Source organism: Mediterraneibacter gnavus ATCC 29149 (genome assembly GCF_008121495.1).
In the GTDB taxonomy this organism is placed as follows: domain Bacteria; phylum Bacillota; class Clostridia; order Lachnospirales; family Lachnospiraceae; genus Mediterraneibacter; species Mediterraneibacter gnavus.
Map to the genome: position 1 here is coordinate 3106001 of NZ_CP043051.1, position 17348 is coordinate 3123348.

The 17348-nt window shown below is 43.7% G+C and carries 20 protein-coding genes; 1 reads left to right on the forward strand and 19 read right to left on the reverse strand.

Annotation, left to right across the window (positions count from 1 at the left end; genetic code table 11):
- Nucleotides 1–23 precede the first annotated feature (23 nt).
- The 5 genes from FXV78_RS15495 to FXV78_RS15515 form a co-directional block, all read right to left on the reverse strand.
- Nucleotides 24–1100, reverse strand: coding sequence for a tyrosine-type recombinase/integrase (locus FXV78_RS15495; RefSeq protein ID WP_009244612.1), 1077 nt, complete (start codon nt 1098–1100; stop codon nt 24–26).
- Between the two features lie 214 nt (nt 1101–1314).
- Nucleotides 1315–1560, reverse strand: coding sequence for a 2Fe-2S iron-sulfur cluster-binding protein (locus FXV78_RS15500; RefSeq protein WP_009244613.1), 246 nt, complete (start codon nt 1558–1560; stop codon nt 1315–1317).
- Between the two features lie 204 nt (nt 1561–1764).
- Complete coding sequence (gene yneA, locus FXV78_RS15505) at nt 1765–2082, reverse strand: cell division suppressor protein YneA (protein ID WP_004842908.1); 318 nt, start codon at nt 2080–2082, stop codon at nt 1765–1767.
- 121 nt (nt 2083–2203) lie between these two features.
- The gene (locus tag FXV78_RS15510) at nt 2204–4006 is read right to left on the reverse strand and encodes an ABC transporter ATP-binding protein (RefSeq protein WP_004842909.1); all 1803 of its coding nucleotides are present in this window, start codon (nt 4004–4006) and stop codon (nt 2204–2206) included.
- Nucleotides 3999–5738: an ABC transporter ATP-binding protein gene (locus FXV78_RS15515; RefSeq protein WP_009244615.1), complete on the reverse strand. Its 1740-nt coding sequence runs from the start codon at nt 5736–5738 to the stop codon at nt 3999–4001. Before FXV78_RS15515 ends, FXV78_RS15510 begins: the two co-directional genes overlap by 8 nt.
- A 210-nt stretch (nt 5739–5948) precedes the next feature.
- On the opposite strand from FXV78_RS15515, the gene lexA reads away from it, so the two are divergent.
- Nucleotides 5949–6566 (forward strand): transcriptional repressor LexA, encoded by a 618-nt coding sequence (lexA, locus tag FXV78_RS15520; RefSeq protein ID WP_004842911.1) that lies wholly within the window; start codon nt 5949–5951, stop codon nt 6564–6566.
- 83 nt (nt 6567–6649) lie between these two features.
- Here the strand turns inward: lexA and rsfS are convergent, their stop codons facing one another.
- From rsfS to FXV78_RS15590, 14 genes are all read right to left on the reverse strand, one after another.
- Nucleotides 6650–7000 (reverse strand): ribosome silencing factor, encoded by a 351-nt coding sequence (gene rsfS, locus FXV78_RS15525; protein ID WP_004842912.1) that lies wholly within the window; start codon nt 6998–7000, stop codon nt 6650–6652.
- Nucleotides 7001–7035: 35 nt separating this feature from the next.
- Complete coding sequence (gene yqeK / locus FXV78_RS15530) at nt 7036–7620, reverse strand: bis(5'-nucleosyl)-tetraphosphatase (symmetrical) YqeK (protein ID WP_004842913.1); 585 nt, start codon at nt 7618–7620, stop codon at nt 7036–7038.
- Nucleotides 7617–8240, reverse strand: coding sequence for a nicotinate-nucleotide adenylyltransferase (gene nadD / locus FXV78_RS15535; protein WP_004842914.1), 624 nt, complete (start codon nt 8238–8240; stop codon nt 7617–7619). Before nadD ends, yqeK begins: the two co-directional genes overlap by 4 nt.
- Before the next feature lie 9 nt (nt 8241–8249).
- On the reverse strand, nt 8250–8540 hold the full coding sequence (gene yhbY, locus FXV78_RS15540; RefSeq protein WP_004842915.1) for a ribosome assembly RNA-binding protein YhbY: 291 nt from the start codon (nt 8538–8540) through the stop codon (nt 8250–8252).
- Nucleotides 8541–8572: 32 nt separating this feature from the next.
- Nucleotides 8573–9856 (reverse strand): GTPase ObgE, encoded by a 1284-nt coding sequence (obgE, locus tag FXV78_RS15545; RefSeq protein ID WP_009244616.1) that lies wholly within the window; start codon nt 9854–9856, stop codon nt 8573–8575.
- A gap of 110 nt (nt 9857–9966) precedes the next feature.
- Nucleotides 9967–10251: a 50S ribosomal protein L27 gene (rpmA, locus tag FXV78_RS15550; protein ID WP_004842918.1), complete on the reverse strand. Its 285-nt coding sequence runs from the start codon at nt 10249–10251 to the stop codon at nt 9967–9969.
- A 5-nt stretch (nt 10252–10256) separates the two neighbouring features.
- Nucleotides 10257–10589 carry a ribosomal-processing cysteine protease Prp gene (locus FXV78_RS15555; protein WP_004842919.1) on the reverse strand — a complete coding sequence of 111 codons (333 nt, stop codon included), beginning with the start codon at nt 10587–10589 and terminating at the stop codon, nt 10257–10259.
- 8 nt (nt 10590–10597) lie between these two features.
- The gene (gene rplU / locus FXV78_RS15560) at nt 10598–10906 is read right to left on the reverse strand and encodes a 50S ribosomal protein L21 (RefSeq protein ID WP_009244617.1); all 309 of its coding nucleotides are present in this window, start codon (nt 10904–10906) and stop codon (nt 10598–10600) included.
- A gap of 144 nt (nt 10907–11050) precedes the next feature.
- The gene (locus FXV78_RS15565; protein WP_004842921.1) at nt 11051–11464 is read right to left on the reverse strand and encodes a CBS domain-containing protein; all 414 of its coding nucleotides are present in this window, start codon (nt 11462–11464) and stop codon (nt 11051–11053) included.
- A gap of 16 nt (nt 11465–11480) precedes the next feature.
- Nucleotides 11481–12800 carry an aspartate kinase gene (locus FXV78_RS15570; protein WP_009244618.1) on the reverse strand — a complete coding sequence of 440 codons (1320 nt, stop codon included), beginning with the start codon at nt 12798–12800 and terminating at the stop codon, nt 11481–11483.
- Nucleotides 12801–12947: 147 nt separating this feature from the next.
- Nucleotides 12948–13427 (reverse strand): Cys-tRNA(Pro) deacylase, encoded by a 480-nt coding sequence (gene ybaK / locus FXV78_RS15575; protein WP_004844872.1) that lies wholly within the window; start codon nt 13425–13427, stop codon nt 12948–12950.
- On the reverse strand, nt 13420–14661 hold the full coding sequence (locus FXV78_RS15580; protein ID WP_004844873.1) for a ribonuclease E/G: 1242 nt from the start codon (nt 14659–14661) through the stop codon (nt 13420–13422). The genes ybaK and FXV78_RS15580 overlap by 8 nt, the downstream gene beginning before the upstream one ends.
- A 46-nt stretch (nt 14662–14707) precedes the next feature.
- Complete coding sequence (locus tag FXV78_RS15585) at nt 14708–15412, reverse strand: TIGR03936 family radical SAM-associated protein (protein ID WP_004844874.1); 705 nt, start codon at nt 15410–15412, stop codon at nt 14708–14710.
- Nucleotides 15396–17261, reverse strand: a complete 1866-nt coding sequence (locus FXV78_RS15590; RefSeq protein ID WP_009244622.1) for a TIGR03960 family B12-binding radical SAM protein — start codon at nt 17259–17261, stop codon at nt 15396–15398. The genes FXV78_RS15585 and FXV78_RS15590 overlap by 17 nt, the downstream gene beginning before the upstream one ends.
- Nucleotides 17262–17348: the final 87 nt, after the last annotated feature.

Below are 17348 nucleotides of genomic sequence, written 5' to 3' on the forward strand. Positions count from 1 at the left end.
TATCCTTTCTTTTGTCAATTCTCTTAGGGTTCCCGCAAAGTGACAGCTTTTGCAGCCATGCGTCGGCGGTCCTCATCTATTGCTGCATAGTGTTTTTTGGTTGTATTGACATCCTTGTGTCCGAGTACGTCTGCGACGAGATAGATGTCACCGGTCTCTTTGTAAAGTGTAGTTCCATAAGTACTCCGCAGTTTATGAGGGGTGATTTTTTTATTTGGCGTCACCTGGCGGGCATACTTTTTCACCATATTTTCAACTGCCTGGACTCCCATACGGCGGCGCTGCGTGGATAAAAACAGTGCGTTTTCATGTCCCGGAAGAGGAGTGGCAGCTTCCCGCGTTGTATACAAGTATTGTTTCAGGGCATGTTCGACTTCCTCGCCAAAATAGATGACCATTTCATTTCCACCTTTTCGGACGACCGTAATCCCGTTATTTTTAAAATCAACATCCTGGATATCAAGTCCCACACATTCTGATACACGGATTCCGGTACCAAGGAGCAATGTGATAATCGCCAGATCCCGGTTTTTAGTCTTTTCATAGTAAACTTTTTTCTGTCCGGTGAGCTCATCGCCACCGTGTTCTACAAAGTCCAGAAGAGAAGCCACCTCGTCCGTATCCAGACGGACGATTGCTTTTTCGTGCAGCTTTGGCATATCGACAAACAGTGTTGGATTTTTCTCGATGATCTGATGCTTGAAATAGTAGCCGTAAAAGCTGCGTAGGGCAGACATCTTTCTGGCAAGTCCTTTTTCCGTGTTGGTAATTTGTTTTTCCTCCGGATTTTGGTAAACCTTTAAATATTCCTGATATTCTTCGATATCGACAGGAGAGAGCTGCTCCAGATCCTGCGGGGTAAACTGATCGATGGTATAATCCTTGTATACAGGATTGTTTTCCATCAGAAAGTGAAAGAATACTCGGATATCATATGCATAAGAAATTCTTGTTTTTGCAGAGGTGGTAGGTTCTGCAGCACGGAAATAATCTTTTGCAAAAGCCGGAAGTGTTTTTAAGATTTCCCGCAGACGCAACGTATTGTCAATATATTTTTGTTCATGATAAGTTTTTCGCTCAGTTGTCTGATTTGATTCCATAAAATAAAACGCCTCGTTCTTTTTTATTTATGAAGTTATTATAACATATTGAAAGATAGGCAACAATGATATCTTTGAATGGCCATTGCAGAACCCACAACAGGTTCAAAACAGGATCATTCTGGAGTAGTTGTTAAAAAAACGCTAATCTTTTGGAAAAATCAGTATTTGTCGTATAGATTGAAACGACTGAAAACACTGCTGTTTTGAGCAGTTAATTGGGAATTTCTACTGTAAGCGGTTCTTTTGCATATACATGGCAACCTAACCGATAACCGGCAAGAAGCTGCTCTTCTGAGAACCATATTTGATCCATTGTATTTACTGTGGCGTGTCCCTTTATAATCCGGACAACGCATTTTGCACAGTTTCCGCGACCGCCGCAGGCCGTCAAAATGTGGATATCGTTTTGTAAGAGATAATCTTGTAATCGTGTATTTGCCGGACATTCTATTAACATTTGTTTACCTTCTTTCTGTTCCTGTTTTGATCTTTTTTGTTTAATGGATATATTATAAAGTATGTGATTCATACTTTCAATGCTTTTATAAAAAAGGAATGCTGCAGTACAGATAAGCTCTATCTGCCTGACAGCATTCCTTTTTGGAGTGAATTTATATCAATTACATGGGGTGTAAATGATATCTGTATGATATAAAAACAATTATTGTGGAAATTCTGTTGTGTAATACGGGATGATCAAATGTTCTCCGGTTTGTATGGTTTCAGATTCCAGCTGATTGATCTGTTTCAATTCTTTGATGTATTCTTTCACAGCTGTTTCAGATTCTGAGTCTATATGGCGTTCTGCAAGGCTCCACAAAGAGTCTCCCTCCTGGATTACAATGCTTTTGTAGCATTTGAATTGCACAGGCTCTTCCGTTCTTGAATTCTGTGCAAAAGACAGAAAGCTTCCAAATAAAAAGCACCCGCAAAATAAAATAAGTGTAATAACTGCTGACATCTTTTTCTTTTTTCTCATTGTAAAATCCCCCTGAACATAATGAAACAAGCAAAAAGAACATACGTTCTTACTACACAAAGAAGTATATCACCAGAACGTATGTTTGTCAACTAGGTTATTATCTGTTTTTTTGGAAAGACTACTCTTCTGCTGTTATGGTTTCCAGGTTTGCAAATTGGGAGTGATACAGCTTCTGATAGGTACCGTTTTTTCTTAAGAGTTCTTCATGCGTTCCCTGCTCAATGATATTTCCGTTATCTACGACCAGGATCAGTTCGGCATTGCGTATCGTTGAAAGCCGGTGGGCAATGACAAAAGAGGTTCGCCCTGCCATGACTTTCTGCATTGCGTCCTGGAGCATCCGTTCCAGACGGGTATCGACTGCTGATGTAGCTTCGTCGAGAATCAGAATCCTCGGGTTTTTTAAAATAGCTCTTGCGATTGTGAGAAGCTGTTTTTCTCCCTGAGAAATATTGTTGGACTCTTCATTGATCATAGAGTCATAGCCATGGCTCAGCGTAGAAATATAATGGTGGATATTTGCCATTTTTGCTGCGTCAACTACTTCGTCTTTTCGGGCAGTCAAAGATCCGTAACGGATGTTTTCAAAAATACTGCCGGAAAACAGCCAGGTATCCTGAAGAACGAGAGAAAACAGGCTGCGAAGATCACTTCGGTCCATGTCCCGGATATCAATTCCGTCAATTTTGATGGATCCGCCGTTCACATCGTAGAAACGAAGCAGCAGATTCATCAGCGTGGTCTTTCCGGCACCGGTAGGCCCGACAATCGCAACCATTTGTCCGGACTGTACCCAGAAGCTGACATCTTTCATCAAAAGTTCATCTGTGTAACCAAACTGCACGTGGTCAAATGTTACGTTTCCCTGAATTTGGGAGACATCAATCTTAACACTGCCTTTTTGTACCTCTTCTGTTTCATTTAACAGCGTAAAAATCCGGTTCATGGCAGCATAGGCGGACTGTACCTGGGAAGACAGCTGAGATACCTGGGATAACGGATCATTGATCTGCCAGATATAACGGATAAATGCCTGCAGATTCCCTACGGTGACAGAACCGTTTATGACAAAAAAGCTTCCCATGACGGCAATGCTTCCAATCGTCAGATAGGTGACGAGGGATACAAACGGCGAAATCAAGGAAGAAAGGAACTGAGCCTTAAATGCGGCATCTGCCATCTTTTGATTGACTGCAGAAAATCTGTTGCAGGAATCTTTCTGTCGGTTGAAAAGGAGAATTTCGTTAAATCCGCCGTATAATTCTGTAATCGTTCCGTTCAACTCTCCTACCATCTCCTGCTGCAGATCAAACAGTTTTTGTGAACGTTTTACAAATCCAAATGTGATCAGTATGGTCAGAGGAATAATCAAAAGTGCTGTCAGTGCCATCCAGACATTGATGGAAAACATCATGAAGATGACAAACAGGAAGGTGAGGATTGCTGCAAATACGCGGGAAAGCGTTTGCTGGAGTGCATTACTCAGTGTATCGACGTCGTTTGTAACACTGCTTAAAATATCTCCAAATGCGTGGTCATCAAAATATTTGACCGGGAGACGCTGGATTTTTTTCTGCAGTGCATTGCGGATGTCATGCATAGTTTTCTGAATGGCGTCTGTGAGGAAAACTGATGTAATCAGCTGTGAGATCGTCTTTAGGATGTACAGACACAACAGAATCCCCATAAAACGGAACAGGATTGAAAATTGAACGTGCGCTCCCGGGACTCCCTGCAGGATTTTCGCACCGTCACTGGCAAGCTGCGTGGTGATCTTTCCTTCCATCATAGGATTCAGGGCAAATGTCAGATTGGTCACTATGATCATAAACAGTGCGATCGACAACCTGATACGGTATGGACGGACGAACCCGAGCAGTTCACGGATACAGTTTCGAAAGGTCAGTTTATTCTCAGGCATAAGTCAATTCCTCCTTGCTCAGCTGGGAAGCTGCAATTTCGTAATAAATCGGACAGGATGCAAGCAGCTCCCTGTGAGTTCCGATTCCGGCAATTTTGCCTTCATCCAGAACTACGATCTTATCTGCGTCCAGAATCGTAGAAACCCGTTGTGCCACAAGAAAGACGATGGCGTTTTTAATCTCCGGTTTCAGAGCTTTTCTAAGTCGGGCATCTGTCTTAAAATCCAGAGCAGAAAAGGAATCGTCATAGATGTAGATCTCCGGCTTTCGGATCAAAGCACGGGCGATCGACAGACGCTGTTTCTGACCGCCGGAGACATTGGTTGCTCCTTCAACGATCTGTTCCTGGAACTGATGTGGTTTTTCCATAATAAAATCATATGCCTGGGCAATCTTTGCGGCATGAATGATTTCATCCATTGTGGCATCCGGTTTTCCAAAGCGGATATTTTCTTCGATTGTTCCGGAAAACAGGTGTGCTTTCTGCGGAACAAATCCGATTTTACTTCGAAGAGCATTGATATCCAGATCTTCGATTTTTTGACCGTCAATGTAAATATTTCCAGAAGCGCGGTCATAAAATCTTGGAATTAGCTGGATCAGGGAGCTTTTTCCGGAACCTGTGCTTCCGATAAAGGCAACGGTCTCTCCGCTTTTTGCGGAAAAAGAAATATCTTTCAGTACAGCTTCCTCTCCATCCGGGTAAACGAAATCCACATGCTCGAAGATCACGCTGTGTTCACCGGACCCAGAATCTGTCTGAGCATTCCCGGGATGATTTTCAATTGAAGTTTCTGTATTCAATACGGCCATAATTCGCTTTGCAGAGATGCTGGCTCTCGGATACAGCATAAAAACCATACAGAAAAGCATGACAGAAAACATAGCATGAAACAGATATTCCATGAAAGCCACCAGCTTTCCGACCTGCAGAGTCTGTGCATCGATCATGTTTGCTGCTGTCAGATAGATACACAAAGCGGCCAGATTCATCAAAAGGAAAAAGACCGGTTCTGTGGAAGACATCAGCTTGAACAGATTTTGAGATTGTTTCATGAAGTAGCTGTTTTCACTGTCAAAGCGTTCGGATTCGTAGCCATCATTGTTAAAAGAGCGAATCACACGGATTCCGGTGAGATTTTCACGGAAGATGCGATTGATACGATCCAGAGAATTCTGTTGTCTGTCACTGAGCGGTCCCGATATTTTTCCTACGATCACAACGCCCAGGATGATTACAGGGACGGTGGATGCAATGATCAAAGAGAGATTCAAAGAGGAACGGATCGTCAGAGTGAAGCTGACAATGATCATGATCGGTGTCAAAAGTGCGGTCCGTAAAATCACATTCAAAAACGTCATGATCTGAAATGCATCATTGTTTGTCCGGGTGATCAAAGAAGCGATACCAAACTGATTCATCTCATTGTGTGAGAATGTCTGTACTTTCTGAAATACATCTTCTCTGATATCCCGTGTTACAGATGTGGAAATTTTGGCACAGCAGTATCCAAGCAGGATCGTTCCGGATACACCGATCAAAGAAATCACTGCGATCACGATTCCCATGCGGATTAAATACTGTTTGTCCTGATTCATGATCCCATTATCGATCATTTCAGATACGATCGTCGGAATGCCAAGCTCTACAAGTGCAAATCCGAATACGGAAATAATATTTAAAACAAACAGCTTCTTGTATCGCTTCAGGTAGTGAAGAATAAGTTGCATAAGTAGATTACCTCCTAAAAAAAGTATGTCTGTTTTAGTCACCTTATCTACAATAAACTATAGAGTAAGACGATGGTCAAGCAGAAAACAAAAAATCATAAGAAAATATAGAAATCGAACATAGTTTCCAAACAAATGTTTGATTTTTGCAGTGTGCTATGATAAAATGAACTAAATAATGAGTCGGAAAGAACTTGCAGGAGGGTTATTATGTCAAAAGGAACGATTACAGATAAGCAGAGAGAGATTTTAGAATATATCAAATCACAGATATTAGAGCGCGGGTTTCCACCGGCAGTACGTGAGATTTGTGAGGCAGTGAATCTGAAGTCCACGTCTTCCGTACATTCTCATCTGGAGACACTGGAGAGAAACGGGTATATCCACAGAGATCCTACGAAGCCAAGAGCGATTGAGATTCTGGACGATGAATTTAATCTTCTCAGAAGAGAGGTTGTCAATGTCCCTCTGATCGGGCGTGTGGCTGCCGGGGAGCCGCTTCTGGCACAGGAGAATATTGAGAACTACTTCCCGATACCGGTAGAGATGATGCCAAATAAGCAGACGTTTCTTCTGGAGGTAAAAGGAGAAAGCATGGTCAATGCCGGCATTCTGGATGGAGATATGGTTCTTGTTCAGGAAGAACATACGGCAGAAAATGGAGATATGGTGGTTGCATTGATTGAGGATGGTGCGACTGTGAAGACCTTCTATCGGGAAGAAGGAATCATCCGCCTTCAGCCGGAGAATGATTTTATGGATCCAATCATCGTAAAAGATGTTTCCATTATCGGAAAAGTCATTGGAGTATTTCGCTTCTTCCGGTAGACGGATACATTATTATAAAAGCGGGAATCAGACGACGCTTACATCAGACTGATTCCCGCTTTTTTACTGATCTTCTATTCTTTTTACAACTCAGAAAAATCTACATGCTTTCCGTCTCTCCAGATACGTTCCAGATCATAAAACAGACGGTTTTCTTTGTCGAAAACATGGACGATGATCTCGCCGAAATCCATCAGCACCCAGTTTCCGGAGCCATATCCTTCTCTCTGTTTCATTTCATATCCGGCTTTTGAAAGTTCTTCTTCCACGTTGTCTACCAGTGCACGTACCTGGCTTTCACTGTTTCCGTTTGCAATGATAAAATAATCTGCAAGGACGGAAACCTGAGAGATATCAATTACCTGGATATCCTCGCCTTTTTTATCGTCCAGTGCCTGATAAGCAAGACGTGCCATAAGTTTTGACTGTTCCATAATTTGTTCTCCTTTCCGGATTGTCCGATATCCCTTTACAGGGATATTGCGGCTTTATTTTTATAATACTGACAGGTTTTTTCTGTCATAGGATCTACTTTTCTTCCGGCTCTTTTTAAGAATGCCAGAGTTGATTCTGCTGTCATGCAGACAGCGGTGTCGATGTCATCAAATGCGGCAGTTCGCACTTCGGCCAGCCCCGGAATCTTTTTTCTTCCGGGTTCGATATAATCTGCCAGATAGACGATTTTTTCAATCATGGTCATGGCCGGACGCCCGGTTGTGTGATAGGTGATCGCATCCAGGATCTCCGAATCTGTGATGCCGTATTCGTATTCTGCAAAATAGGCACCCAATCTGGCATGGATCAGCGCAGGAACCTCCAGTTCGGCATCTGACAGTTTAATGTGATGCTTCCTGCAGAGCAGGATTTGTTCATTGACGTCGCAATATTTTCCACAATCATGCAAAAGACCGGCAGTCATGGCTTTTTGGACATCCGCTCCATGGCGCATAGCCATGGAAGCAGCGGTGTACATGACGCCGAGAGTGTGGATATAACGTTCTTCTTTCAGCTTCTTTTCAAGCTTTTTGCGGATGGCAGTTAATTCAGTTGTCATGACCTCTCCTCTTCTCTTTTGGTATATAATTGCAGTTTTTGAATATAATCTGCAACAGAATCCGGAACCATATAGCGGATCGAACGATTTTGGGCAGCACGATTTCGGATCGTTGTCGATGAAATCTCCAGAAGCGGTGCCTGTAAAAGTTCGATCTTTGCCTGGTAATTCGTTTCCAGATACTGAATCTGACGCTGCATATCAAAAGAATCTTTATCATCCCGCATTGCTGCCAGAATGGTACAGGATGGAAAAATCTCTTTGAAATATTTCCATTGTTCGATGGAAAAGAGAGAATCCGCTCCAAGAATAAAGAAATATTCATTCTCAGGATACAGCGCATGAAATTCCTGCAGAGTTTTATACGTGTAAGAATGACAGTCTTTTTTTGCCTCGTGAAGGGAAAGTTGAAAATGCGGGTTTTCTCTCACAGCAAGCCGCACCATTTCAACCCGGTGTGCAAGCGCTTCTTCTGTATCTTCCACTTCTTTGTGAGGCGGATTTCCGTTGGGCAGAAACCAGACTTCATCCAGATGGAACTGCTCATAGGCAAATTCACCAAGCAGCAGATGTCCGATATGAATCGGGTCAAAGGTTCCGCCCATAATTCCGATTCTCATAGAAATCTCCTACGGAAGTACGATTTTTTTCTTATCGTCTTTTCCTTCTTTGTACAATACAATTTTTTTGCCGATGACCTGTACGACCTGAGAACGGGTGCGCTCAGCCACCATTTCTGCCAAAGCTCTCGGATCATCCGCACAGTTCTGCAATACACTGATCTTGATCAGTTCACGTGCATCCAAAGCCTCGCTGATCGCCTGTGTAAGGCTTGGAGTCATGCTGGATTTTCCAATCTGAAAGATCGGATCCATGGTCATGGCAAGACTTTTTAAATAGGCTCTCTGTTTTGTTGTCATGATATTCAATCTCCTGTTAAAATATATGAAATTTATTTATAGTAATCAAACTGCAGGCCGTACATTTTCACGGTATCGCCTTCCTGAATACCTGCTTCTTCCAATTTGTCCAGAATACCGGTTTCTTTTAAGAATTTCTGGAAGAAAGCGAATCCCTTTTCGGAATCCAGATTGGTGTAACCAAGCATCTTTTCAATTTTCGGACCTTCTACCACATAGACATCTTTTTCTTTTTCTACTGTGTAAGGAAGCTCTTCATAAATCAGTTCGTCCTCCGGGAAGAATTCCTGTTCAAATACGATCGGAGGTACATCCATAGTCTGAATCTGTTCACTTACATAGTAGAGCAGTTCTTTTAAGCCCTGTCCGGATACTCCGGAGATTGGGAATACTTTGATGCCCTGTGGCTCAAACTCCTCCTTCAGGCGCTGAATCGGATCGTCATCTTCACTGTAGATCAGATCTGTTTTATTTGCTGCGATCACCTGCGGGCGCTTTGCAATTTCAGGATTGTAGGCCTGAAGTTCAGCGTTGATCTTATAGATGTCATCTACCGGATCACGTCCTTCTGTTCCGGCTGCGTCTACGACATGGATCATCATTTTTGTCCGCTCAATGTGACGTAAAAATTCATGTCCAAGTCCGACACCCTCGGAAGCTCCTTCGATCAGTCCCGGGATATCGGCAACGACAAATCCCTTTGCTCCCTCCAGGTCTACCACTCCAAGATTTGGATTCAGTGTTGTGAAGTGGTAGTTGGCAATCTTCGGCTGTGCATTTGTGACTCTGGAAAGGAAGGTGGATTTTCCGACATTTGGAAATCCGATCAATCCGACGTCAGCAATGACTTTCAGTTCCAGATTGACTTCCAGTTCCATGGCAGGCTGTCCAGGCTGCGCGTATTTCGGAACCTGCATAGTAGCAGTTGCAAAATGCTGATTTCCAAGTCCGCCTTTTCCGCCTTTTAACACGATCTGTCTGCGGTTGTCTCCTGACATATCTGCAATGACTTTTCCGGTCTTGGATTCTTTGATCACGGTCCCTTCCGGAACACGAAGAACCAGATCTTTGCCGTCCTTTCCGTGGCATTTTCTCTTGCCGCCTTCTTCTCCATCTCCGGCAGCATATTTTCGTTTGTGACGGTAATCAATCAGTGTGTTGAGTCCTTCATCTACTTCAAAAATCAGATCACCGCCTCTTCCGCCGTCTCCGCCGTCCGGACCTCCGTTTGGCACGTAAAGTTCCCGGCGGAAGCTGCAGTGTCCGTCCCCGCCTTTGCCGGAACGGATGAATATTTTCGCTCTGTCTGCAAACATTGTTTTTTCCTCTTCAAAAATTAGAATCAATTGTTTTGGTACCAAAATGTGTGTGGTGTTTTACGAAAAAGAAGCCTCAGACTAAGAAGTCTGAGGCTTTCTCACGGTAATTATTCAGCTACCGGATAGATAGAAACCTGTTTTTTGTCTCTTCCTTTTCTTTCGAATCTGACAACACCGTCAACTAATGCGAACAATGTGTCATCTCCTCCGCGTCCTACGTTCACACCTGGGTGAATCTTTGTTCCGCGCTGTCTGTAAAGGATATTTCCGGCTTTTACGAACTGTCCGTCAGCTCTCTTTGCACCTAATCTCTTAGCTTCAGAGTCACGTCCGTTTCGTGTGGAACCAACTCCTTTTTTATGAGCAAAATACTGAAGGTTTAATTTCATCATGGTTGTTACACCTCCTTGAAAATGATATCAATGTATGGTTCATATTCGCTGTCTTCTTCTATCTCCTGTAATCCAAGAACCATAGATTTGAACAGCAGCTTGGCATCATGAGAAGGTTTTCGGATGAATCGAAATTCAATCATCCCGGTCTCTTCATCAGAAACAAGAGAAATCTTATCTGATGTGAAACGTTCAATCGAATTGAGTGTGTTGATGACCAGTACAGACACTGCCGCACAGACCACATCACTTCCCGCTTCCGAATACCCCGCATGTCCGAGTACATCCAGACCTGCATAGTCATGATTTACTGTCTTATAAACGGTTACCTTGATCATATGACAGATTAAGCGTTGATTTTTTCAATCTTAACTGCTGTGTACTGCTGTCTGTGACCATTTTTCTTATGGTATCCAGTTTTTCTCTTATACTTGTAAACGATCACTTTTTTAGCTTTTCCGTCACCGATTACAGAAGCTGTAACTGTTGCACCTGCTACTGTAGGCTCTCCAACAACTAATTTGTCATTGCTTACTGCCAGCACCTGGTCAAATGTATAAGTCTCTCCAGCTTCTACACCAAGTTTTTCTACTTTAATGATATCGCCTTCTGCTACTTTGTACTGTTTACCACCTGTTGCTATAATTGCGTACATATGGCACCTCCTATTATCATTACTCGCCAGCTTCGGTGTCTGAATCAGAACTTGAAAACCTCGCTGTGCGGCATACCGTGTTAGTATAGCACGCATATTCCATATAAGTCAATAGGAAGCAGAAAAATATTTTAAAAATATGTATTATTTGTCGCATTCATTCAATTTGTCATAGCAATATTCGATGATGCTGCGCCTTGTGATAATACCGATAAATTTGTTCTGGTCATCTACGACCGGAACAAAATTCTGGCTCATTGCCCGGCTGATCAAATCTTTCATATCGGAATCTGCAGCCACTGCGATATAATCTGCTTTTCGCTCAAAATCATGAATAAAGATATGTTCTGCTTCTTTCAGATTCAGATTGGTATATTTTTTCATCCCCCAGAGCAGATCACCTTCTGTAATCGTTCCAACATACTCTCCCTGACGGTTCAGCATGGGGATTGAAGCATATTTGTGATGTTCCATTGTCTCCAGAACCTGACGGAGTGTGCAGTCATCATAGACATATGCAACCTCCTGTTTTGGATGTAAAAAGAACAAAATGTTCATCGTGTCACCTCTGTCTTTAAATCTGTGTTTCTACAAAAATCTGGTACAGTGCACGGATGGCGTTTTTGAAGTCATCGTGTCTTACACCGACAATGATATTCAGCTCGCTGGATCCCTGGTCGATCATCTTGACATTGATATGGGCATGGGCAAGGGCGGAGAAAATTCTTCCGGCAGTGCCGCGTGTGGAACGCATTCCTCTTCCGACGATAGCGATCAGAGCAAGATCAGACTCCAGTTCAATGTGGTCCGGATTCACAGCTTTATGGATTCCGGCCAGTACCTGCTGTTCTTTCTCTTCGAACTCATCTTTATGTACAAAAATTGTCATTGTATCGATGCCGGAAGGCATATGCTCGATGGAAATACCGTTTTTATCAAACTCTTCCAGTACCTTGCGGCAGAATCCGATCTCGGAGTTCATCATTGCTTTTTCAATGGTCACGGCAGCAAATCCATCTGTCCCGGCAATTCCGGTAATGGTATATTTTGGCTGTCTGCAGGTACTCTCTACGATCAGTGTGCCCTTGTCCTGTGGAGCATTGGTGTTGCGGATATTGATCGGGATGCCGACTTTACGGACAGGGAAGATCGCATCCTCATGAAGTACAGTTGCCCCCATATAAGAAAGTTCACGAAGTTCACGGTAGGTGATCGTCTCGATGGATTTTGGATTTGTAACAATGCGTGGATCTGCGATCAGAAATCCGGATACATCGGTCCAGTTTTCATACAGGTCAGCCATAGCTGCACGGGCAACCAGAGAGCCTGTGATATCAGAACCGCCGCGGGAAAAAGTGACAATGGTTCCGTCTTCTTTCGCACCGTAGAATCCAGGGATGACAGCAAATTCTTCCCCTTCAAGACGAAGGGAGAGCAATTCGTTTGTTTTCTCGTCATCCAGACTGCCGTCTTCATGAAAGCGGATCACTTCAGCTGCATCGATAAAACAAAATCCCAGATAATTTGCCATAATGATACCATTTAAATATTCTCCCCGGGATGCAGCATAATCTCTTCCGATTTTTTTGCCAAAATTTTCACGGATCATATCGAATTCATGATCCAGTGAAAGTTCCAGATTCAGACCGTCGATGATCTCGTTATATCTTGCATGGATCTCATCCAGAAGGCTTGTGAATTTCTTTTCACGGATCGCAAGATTGTAGCAGCTGTAAAGCATATCTGTGACCTTTGTGTCGCTGGAACTGCGTTTTCCCGGAGCAGAAGGTACTACATAGCGTCTGGACTTGTCTGCCCGGATGATATCTCCTACTTTTTTGAATTGTTCGGCACTGGCGAGAGAACTTCCACCGAATTTTACTACTTTCTTCATCTTCTTTCCTCCAACTGTATATTATTTCAAATTAGATGCATAGATGTTTGTAAAACGCACGCTCTATCATTTCGCTTTCCTATTATACAGGGTATTTTCAGGATTGTAAATCATAGATTTCAAAAAAACCGAGTGTACTCCGAAATGTTAAAAAGTAACATCAGCATATTGTGCCTGTGTCACGTTCTTTAAGTCATCCGGAGAAAGCTTCAGCTGCATTCCAAGCTTTCCGCCGCTGACATAGATATAATCCAGCGTTTGGGCGTTCTCCTGAATGGTTGTCGGAAATGCTTTTTTCATACCGATCGCGGTACAGCCGCCCCGTACATACCCGGTCACAGTTGTGATCTCTCTGACAGGGAGCATTTCCACAGACTTTTCTCCTACTGCCCGGGCTGCTTTTTTCAGATCCAGCTCTGCTTCAATGGGGATGACAAACACATAATGGGAACCGCTCTTTCCGGTTGTGACCAAGGTTTTATACACCCGTTCATGAGGCAGCCCCAGTGTGTCGGCTGTACTGATCCCATCGGTAAAATTGTCACATTCATAAGTCTGGTATTCGTAGGAAATCTTGCTGCGGTCCAAAATGCGCATGGCGTTTGTTTTTAATTCTTTTTTACTCAACGTGTTCACTTCTTTCTGGTGATTTTTCGGCTTTGTCACGGACGCATTCGTGAAGCGGACGCCGTACTTTTTTACGGGTTACTTCTACTAACTGGAGTGCTGTGACATCCACAACGGACGTCTGAATCGGGTCTTCTCCAAGAAAACGGCGGAATTGTTTTAATAGCTCCTGCATCATGTCCGGATCATCCATGTTGATAAAGTCAATCAGGATAATTCCGGAAATATTGCGCAGGCGGATCTGCCGTGCTGTTTCCTTTGCCGCTTCCAGATTGATCTTTAAATACGTTTCCGCACTTTTCTTTTTTGTCTTCGCAGAATATTTTCCGGAATTGACATCTACCACGGTCAGTGCTTCTGTCGGTTGAATGACAAGATAAGCGCCGTTTTTCAGCCAGACGTATTCTTTGAGTGCGCGTTCCACGGCAATGTCGGTACTGTAAAGTTTGGAAAGCGGCAGAAGCTGTTCCTCATAAAACTGAAGTTTGGAGAGATCTTCCGGCTGCTCTGCCTGCAAAAATCCGTGAATCTGCTGATACAGCTTGGGATCATCGGTAATGATTGCTGACAATCCGTCTGCGTATACATTTTTCAAATCTGTAATATAAGACGGAGGGGCCTCCTGCAGACAGGAAAAGCAAGTCCGAAACGGAGCAGTTTCTTTTAACTTGACACAGGCATTCTCCAGTTTCTGAATCTCCTCAAGTACCGTCTCAAAGGGAACGTCCTTTGCATTCGTACGAATGATCAGCCCGTAGTCCTCATTTTTGAGATGACTCAGTTTTTCTTTGTACGTATCCCGAAGAGAACGGGGAAGCTTCCCGGAAGTACCGATCCTGGTATTTCCGGTTGTCAGTACTGCATACCGCCCGGTAAAATTGATATTGCTGCTGACAGTCGGCGCTTTTGTCTTGACTGCTTCCCTGCTGATCTGAACGACCAGCTCGTCTCCGATACAAAGCGGTTTTTTCCCGATTTTATGGGTAAAGATCGCCTGAGGCGCCTGACTTAGGTCGTAGTAGCATTCTTTTCCCGGAGCGATCTCGATAAAAGCGGCTCCGATATTCGCCGCGATATTTTTTACTTTTCCGATGTAAATATCTCCGAGTACAGGTTGTCTGTGCTGATCAGAGTCCGGAAGACTGCAGTGGATCTCTGCGATTACATCATTTTCAAGAAGAAAAGTCCAGATCTTCCCTTCTTTTTTCAGCATTAAAATTTTTCGTACTGCCATTTATTATGATACCTCTCTTTTTTGTACTGTCCAAACACAGCAGGATTTATTCGATCACTGAACCGAGAGATTCTAAGGTTACCAGATTTCGTGCGTTCTCATCCCCGGAATCAGCATACATTTCCAGACGGCACAGTGCAAATTTTAACTGTGTGGCATCTGCATCTAAAAACCGGCAGAATGCTTCCATGACAAGCCCCGGTTTTAAATTCTCCACACTTCCGGCAGCGAGCTGCATAAAGAGCTTGTGATCCTGCACTTCCATCCGGTAGATCAAAGGTTTGATGTCCACTTCTTTTTCGCTGCGTTTTGTCTGTTTTAAGATGCGGATCTCAGACTGCGCGAGAAAGGCATCCATCTGTGTTTCCCAGTCGTCCGGCAGTGTTCCCGGCACAAGATCAAGAAGATAGTCTGCTGCCGCGACAATCGCCATTCCGGTCATCTTCTTTTCCTCTGCGATCTGGCGGAAACTTAAAACTTCGATTCCCTCTACCATAACGGCATTTAAACGGGATACCGCTTCAGCACTGGAAATGGACTCTTTCAGTTCGATATCAAAATATTCTCCTTCGCTTGTAATCCCGATTCCCAGCGGATTTGCAAAGGACATGATCATATGAGGACTGTAGCCCCCGGTATAGGCGATCGGAATGTGCGCCCTGCGGATTGCCTTCTGGAAGAAGCGCATAACATCCAGATGTCCGATAAAGCGCAGTGCACCGTATTTTTTAAATTTAATTCTTGCCTTCAAAACAGACACCTCCTCCAAATTTTGCCGCACCACATCCGGAACACTGCATTCTGCAGTTTGGAGTAACCTGTGCGTTCATTGCTCTCTCCCATTCTTTTTTCAGGAAGTTTTTGGTCACGCCGATATCGATGAAATCCCATGGAAAAAGCTCATCCATGGAGCGTTCCCGCATGGTGTAAAACTCAATATCCACTCCGGTATTTGCAAATGCCTGCATCCATTTTTCATTGTCAAAGCTTTCGCTCCAGGAATCATACAGACATCCCAGACGGTATGCTTCTTCGATCACCTTTCCAACCTTGCGGTCCCCGCGGGCAAATACACCCTCCAGCACTGTGACATCTGCCTCGTGCCAGTTATATTTCAAACTTTTTTTGTTCAACTGCTGTAAGAATTCATGCTTTACAATCGTTGCACGGCGAATGTATTCTTCACTTGGAAACATCTGTGCCCACTGGAACGGGGTGAACGGTTTCGGAATGAAGAACGAAGAACTGGCCGTGATCTGACATTTTCCATTGCGCTGTTCTTTCGGAATTTCATAATATCTTCTGGCAACCTTTTCTGCCAGATGGGCAATGGCTTTCATGTCTTCTTCTGTTTCTGTCGGCAGCCCCAGCATAAAGTACAGTTTTACCTTGTTCCAGCCGCCTTCAAAGGCCTGTCCGGCTCCTTCTAAAATAATCTCTTCTGTCAGTCCTTTGTTGATCACATCACGCATTCTCTGGGAGCCGGCTTCCGGAGCAAAGGTAAGGCTGCTTTTTTTGATATCCTGTACTTTACTCATAACATCCAGCGAGAACGCGTCAATTCTGAGCGACGGAAGGGAAATATTGATTCCCTCTCCTTTAAATTCATCGATCAGGAAGGTGACGAGCTCTTTTAATTCGGAATAATCACTGGAGCTTAAGGAGCTTAAAGAAATCTCTTCGTGTCCGGTGCTTTCCAGCATTGCTTTGGCGTATTGCTTCAAGCGCTCCACATTGCGCTCTCTGGTCGGACGATACAGCATGCCTGCCTGACAGAAACGGCATCCGCGGATACATCCTCTCTGAATTTCCAAAACGACACGGTCCTGTGTTGCTTTGATGAAAGGAACGACAGGGGCCTGTGGATACGGTGCTTCGGTTACGTCCAGTACCATTTGTTTTTTGATCACAGATGGTGCATGCTCGTTGTTCGGTGCAAAGGAAGCAAGCGTTCCGTCTTCATGGTATGTGGCATCGTAAAACATCGGCACATACAATCCTTCGATCTGTGCGGCGCGTTCCAAAAATTCGATACGGCTCTTTCCTGCTGCCCGATACTCTTTATAGGCATCCAGCAGTTCGTCGTAGACAGTCTCCCCTTCTCCGATATAGAAAATATCAAAAAATTCTGCCAGTGGTTCCGGATTATACGTACATGGACCTCCTCCGATAACGATTGGATCTGCCTCACCACGGTCACGACTGTGGTGAGGAATCCGGCTTAAATCCAGAATCTGCAGAATGTTGGTGTAGCACATTTCGTACTGGATCGTGATTCCAAGAAAATCAAAATCACGGATCGGATCCTGAGATTCCAGTGCAAATAGCGGAATCTGTTCTTCTTTCATGATCTTGTGCAGATCCAGCCACGGAGAATAGACCCGTTCACACCAGACATCTTCTCTTTGGTTGAACATATCATATAAAATCTGGATTCCGAGATGTGACATTCCAATCTCATAGACGTCCGGAAAGCACATAGCGAAACGGACATCCACCTCGTTCTTGTCTTTCATCACAGAGTTCACTTCGTTCCCGATATACCGGGCCGGCTTCTCGATTTTTAGTAATATTTCATCATTTAAAGCTAGTTTTCTCATATTTCTCCTTTCATTTTTGTTTAATATATACAAAAAATTAACCTTCTTTTCTCTTCCGATTTTCACGAAAAATAGCTGTTTTTTTAT

Excerpts from the sequence above, each read along its gene's own strand:
- FXV78_RS15495 (WP_009244612.1), bottom strand. The coding sequence starts at position 1,100 with ATGGAATCAAATCAGACAACTGAGCGAAAAACTTATCATGAACAAAAA.
- FXV78_RS15500 (WP_009244613.1), bottom strand. The coding sequence starts at position 1,560 with ATGTTAATAGAATGTCCGGCAAATACACGATTACAAGATTATCTCTTA.
- yneA (WP_004842908.1), bottom strand. The coding sequence starts at position 2,082 with ATGAGAAAAAAGAAAAAGATGTCAGCAGTTATTACACTTATTTTATTT.
- FXV78_RS15510 (WP_004842909.1), bottom strand. The coding sequence starts at position 4,006 with ATGCCTGAGAATAAACTGACCTTTCGAAACTGTATCCGTGAACTGCTC.
- FXV78_RS15515 (WP_009244615.1), bottom strand. The coding sequence starts at position 5,738 with ATGCAACTTATTCTTCACTACCTGAAGCGATACAAGAAGCTGTTTGTT.
- lexA (WP_004842911.1), top strand. The coding sequence starts at position 5,949 with ATGTCAAAAGGAACGATTACAGATAAGCAGAGAGAGATTTTAGAATAT.
- rsfS (WP_004842912.1), bottom strand. The coding sequence starts at position 7,000 with ATGGAACAGTCAAAACTTATGGCACGTCTTGCTTATCAGGCACTGGAC.
- yqeK (WP_004842913.1), bottom strand. The coding sequence starts at position 7,620 with ATGACAACTGAATTAACTGCCATCCGCAAAAAGCTTGAAAAGAAGCTG.
- nadD (WP_004842914.1), bottom strand. The coding sequence starts at position 8,240 with ATGAGAATCGGAATTATGGGCGGAACCTTTGACCCGATTCATATCGGA.
- yhbY (WP_004842915.1), bottom strand. The coding sequence starts at position 8,540 with ATGACAACAAAACAGAGAGCCTATTTAAAAAGTCTTGCCATGACCATG.
- obgE (WP_009244616.1), bottom strand. The coding sequence starts at position 9,856 with ATGTTTGCAGACAGAGCGAAAATATTCATCCGTTCCGGCAAAGGCGGG.
- rpmA (WP_004842918.1), bottom strand. The coding sequence starts at position 10,251 with ATGATGAAATTAAACCTTCAGTATTTTGCTCATAAAAAAGGAGTTGGT.
- FXV78_RS15555 (WP_004842919.1), bottom strand. The coding sequence starts at position 10,589 with ATGATCAAGGTAACCGTTTATAAGACAGTAAATCATGACTATGCAGGT.
- rplU (WP_009244617.1), bottom strand. The coding sequence starts at position 10,906 with ATGTACGCAATTATAGCAACAGGTGGTAAACAGTACAAAGTAGCAGAA.
- FXV78_RS15565 (WP_004842921.1), bottom strand. The coding sequence starts at position 11,464 with ATGAACATTTTGTTCTTTTTACATCCAAAACAGGAGGTTGCATATGTC.
- FXV78_RS15570 (WP_009244618.1), bottom strand. The coding sequence starts at position 12,800 with ATGAAGAAAGTAGTAAAATTCGGTGGAAGTTCTCTCGCCAGTGCCGAA.
- FXV78_RS15580 (WP_004844873.1), bottom strand. The coding sequence starts at position 14,661 with ATGGCAGTACGAAAAATTTTAATGCTGAAAAAAGAAGGGAAGATCTGG.
- FXV78_RS15590 (WP_009244622.1), bottom strand. The coding sequence starts at position 17,261 with ATGAGAAAACTAGCTTTAAATGATGAAATATTACTAAAAATCGAGAAG.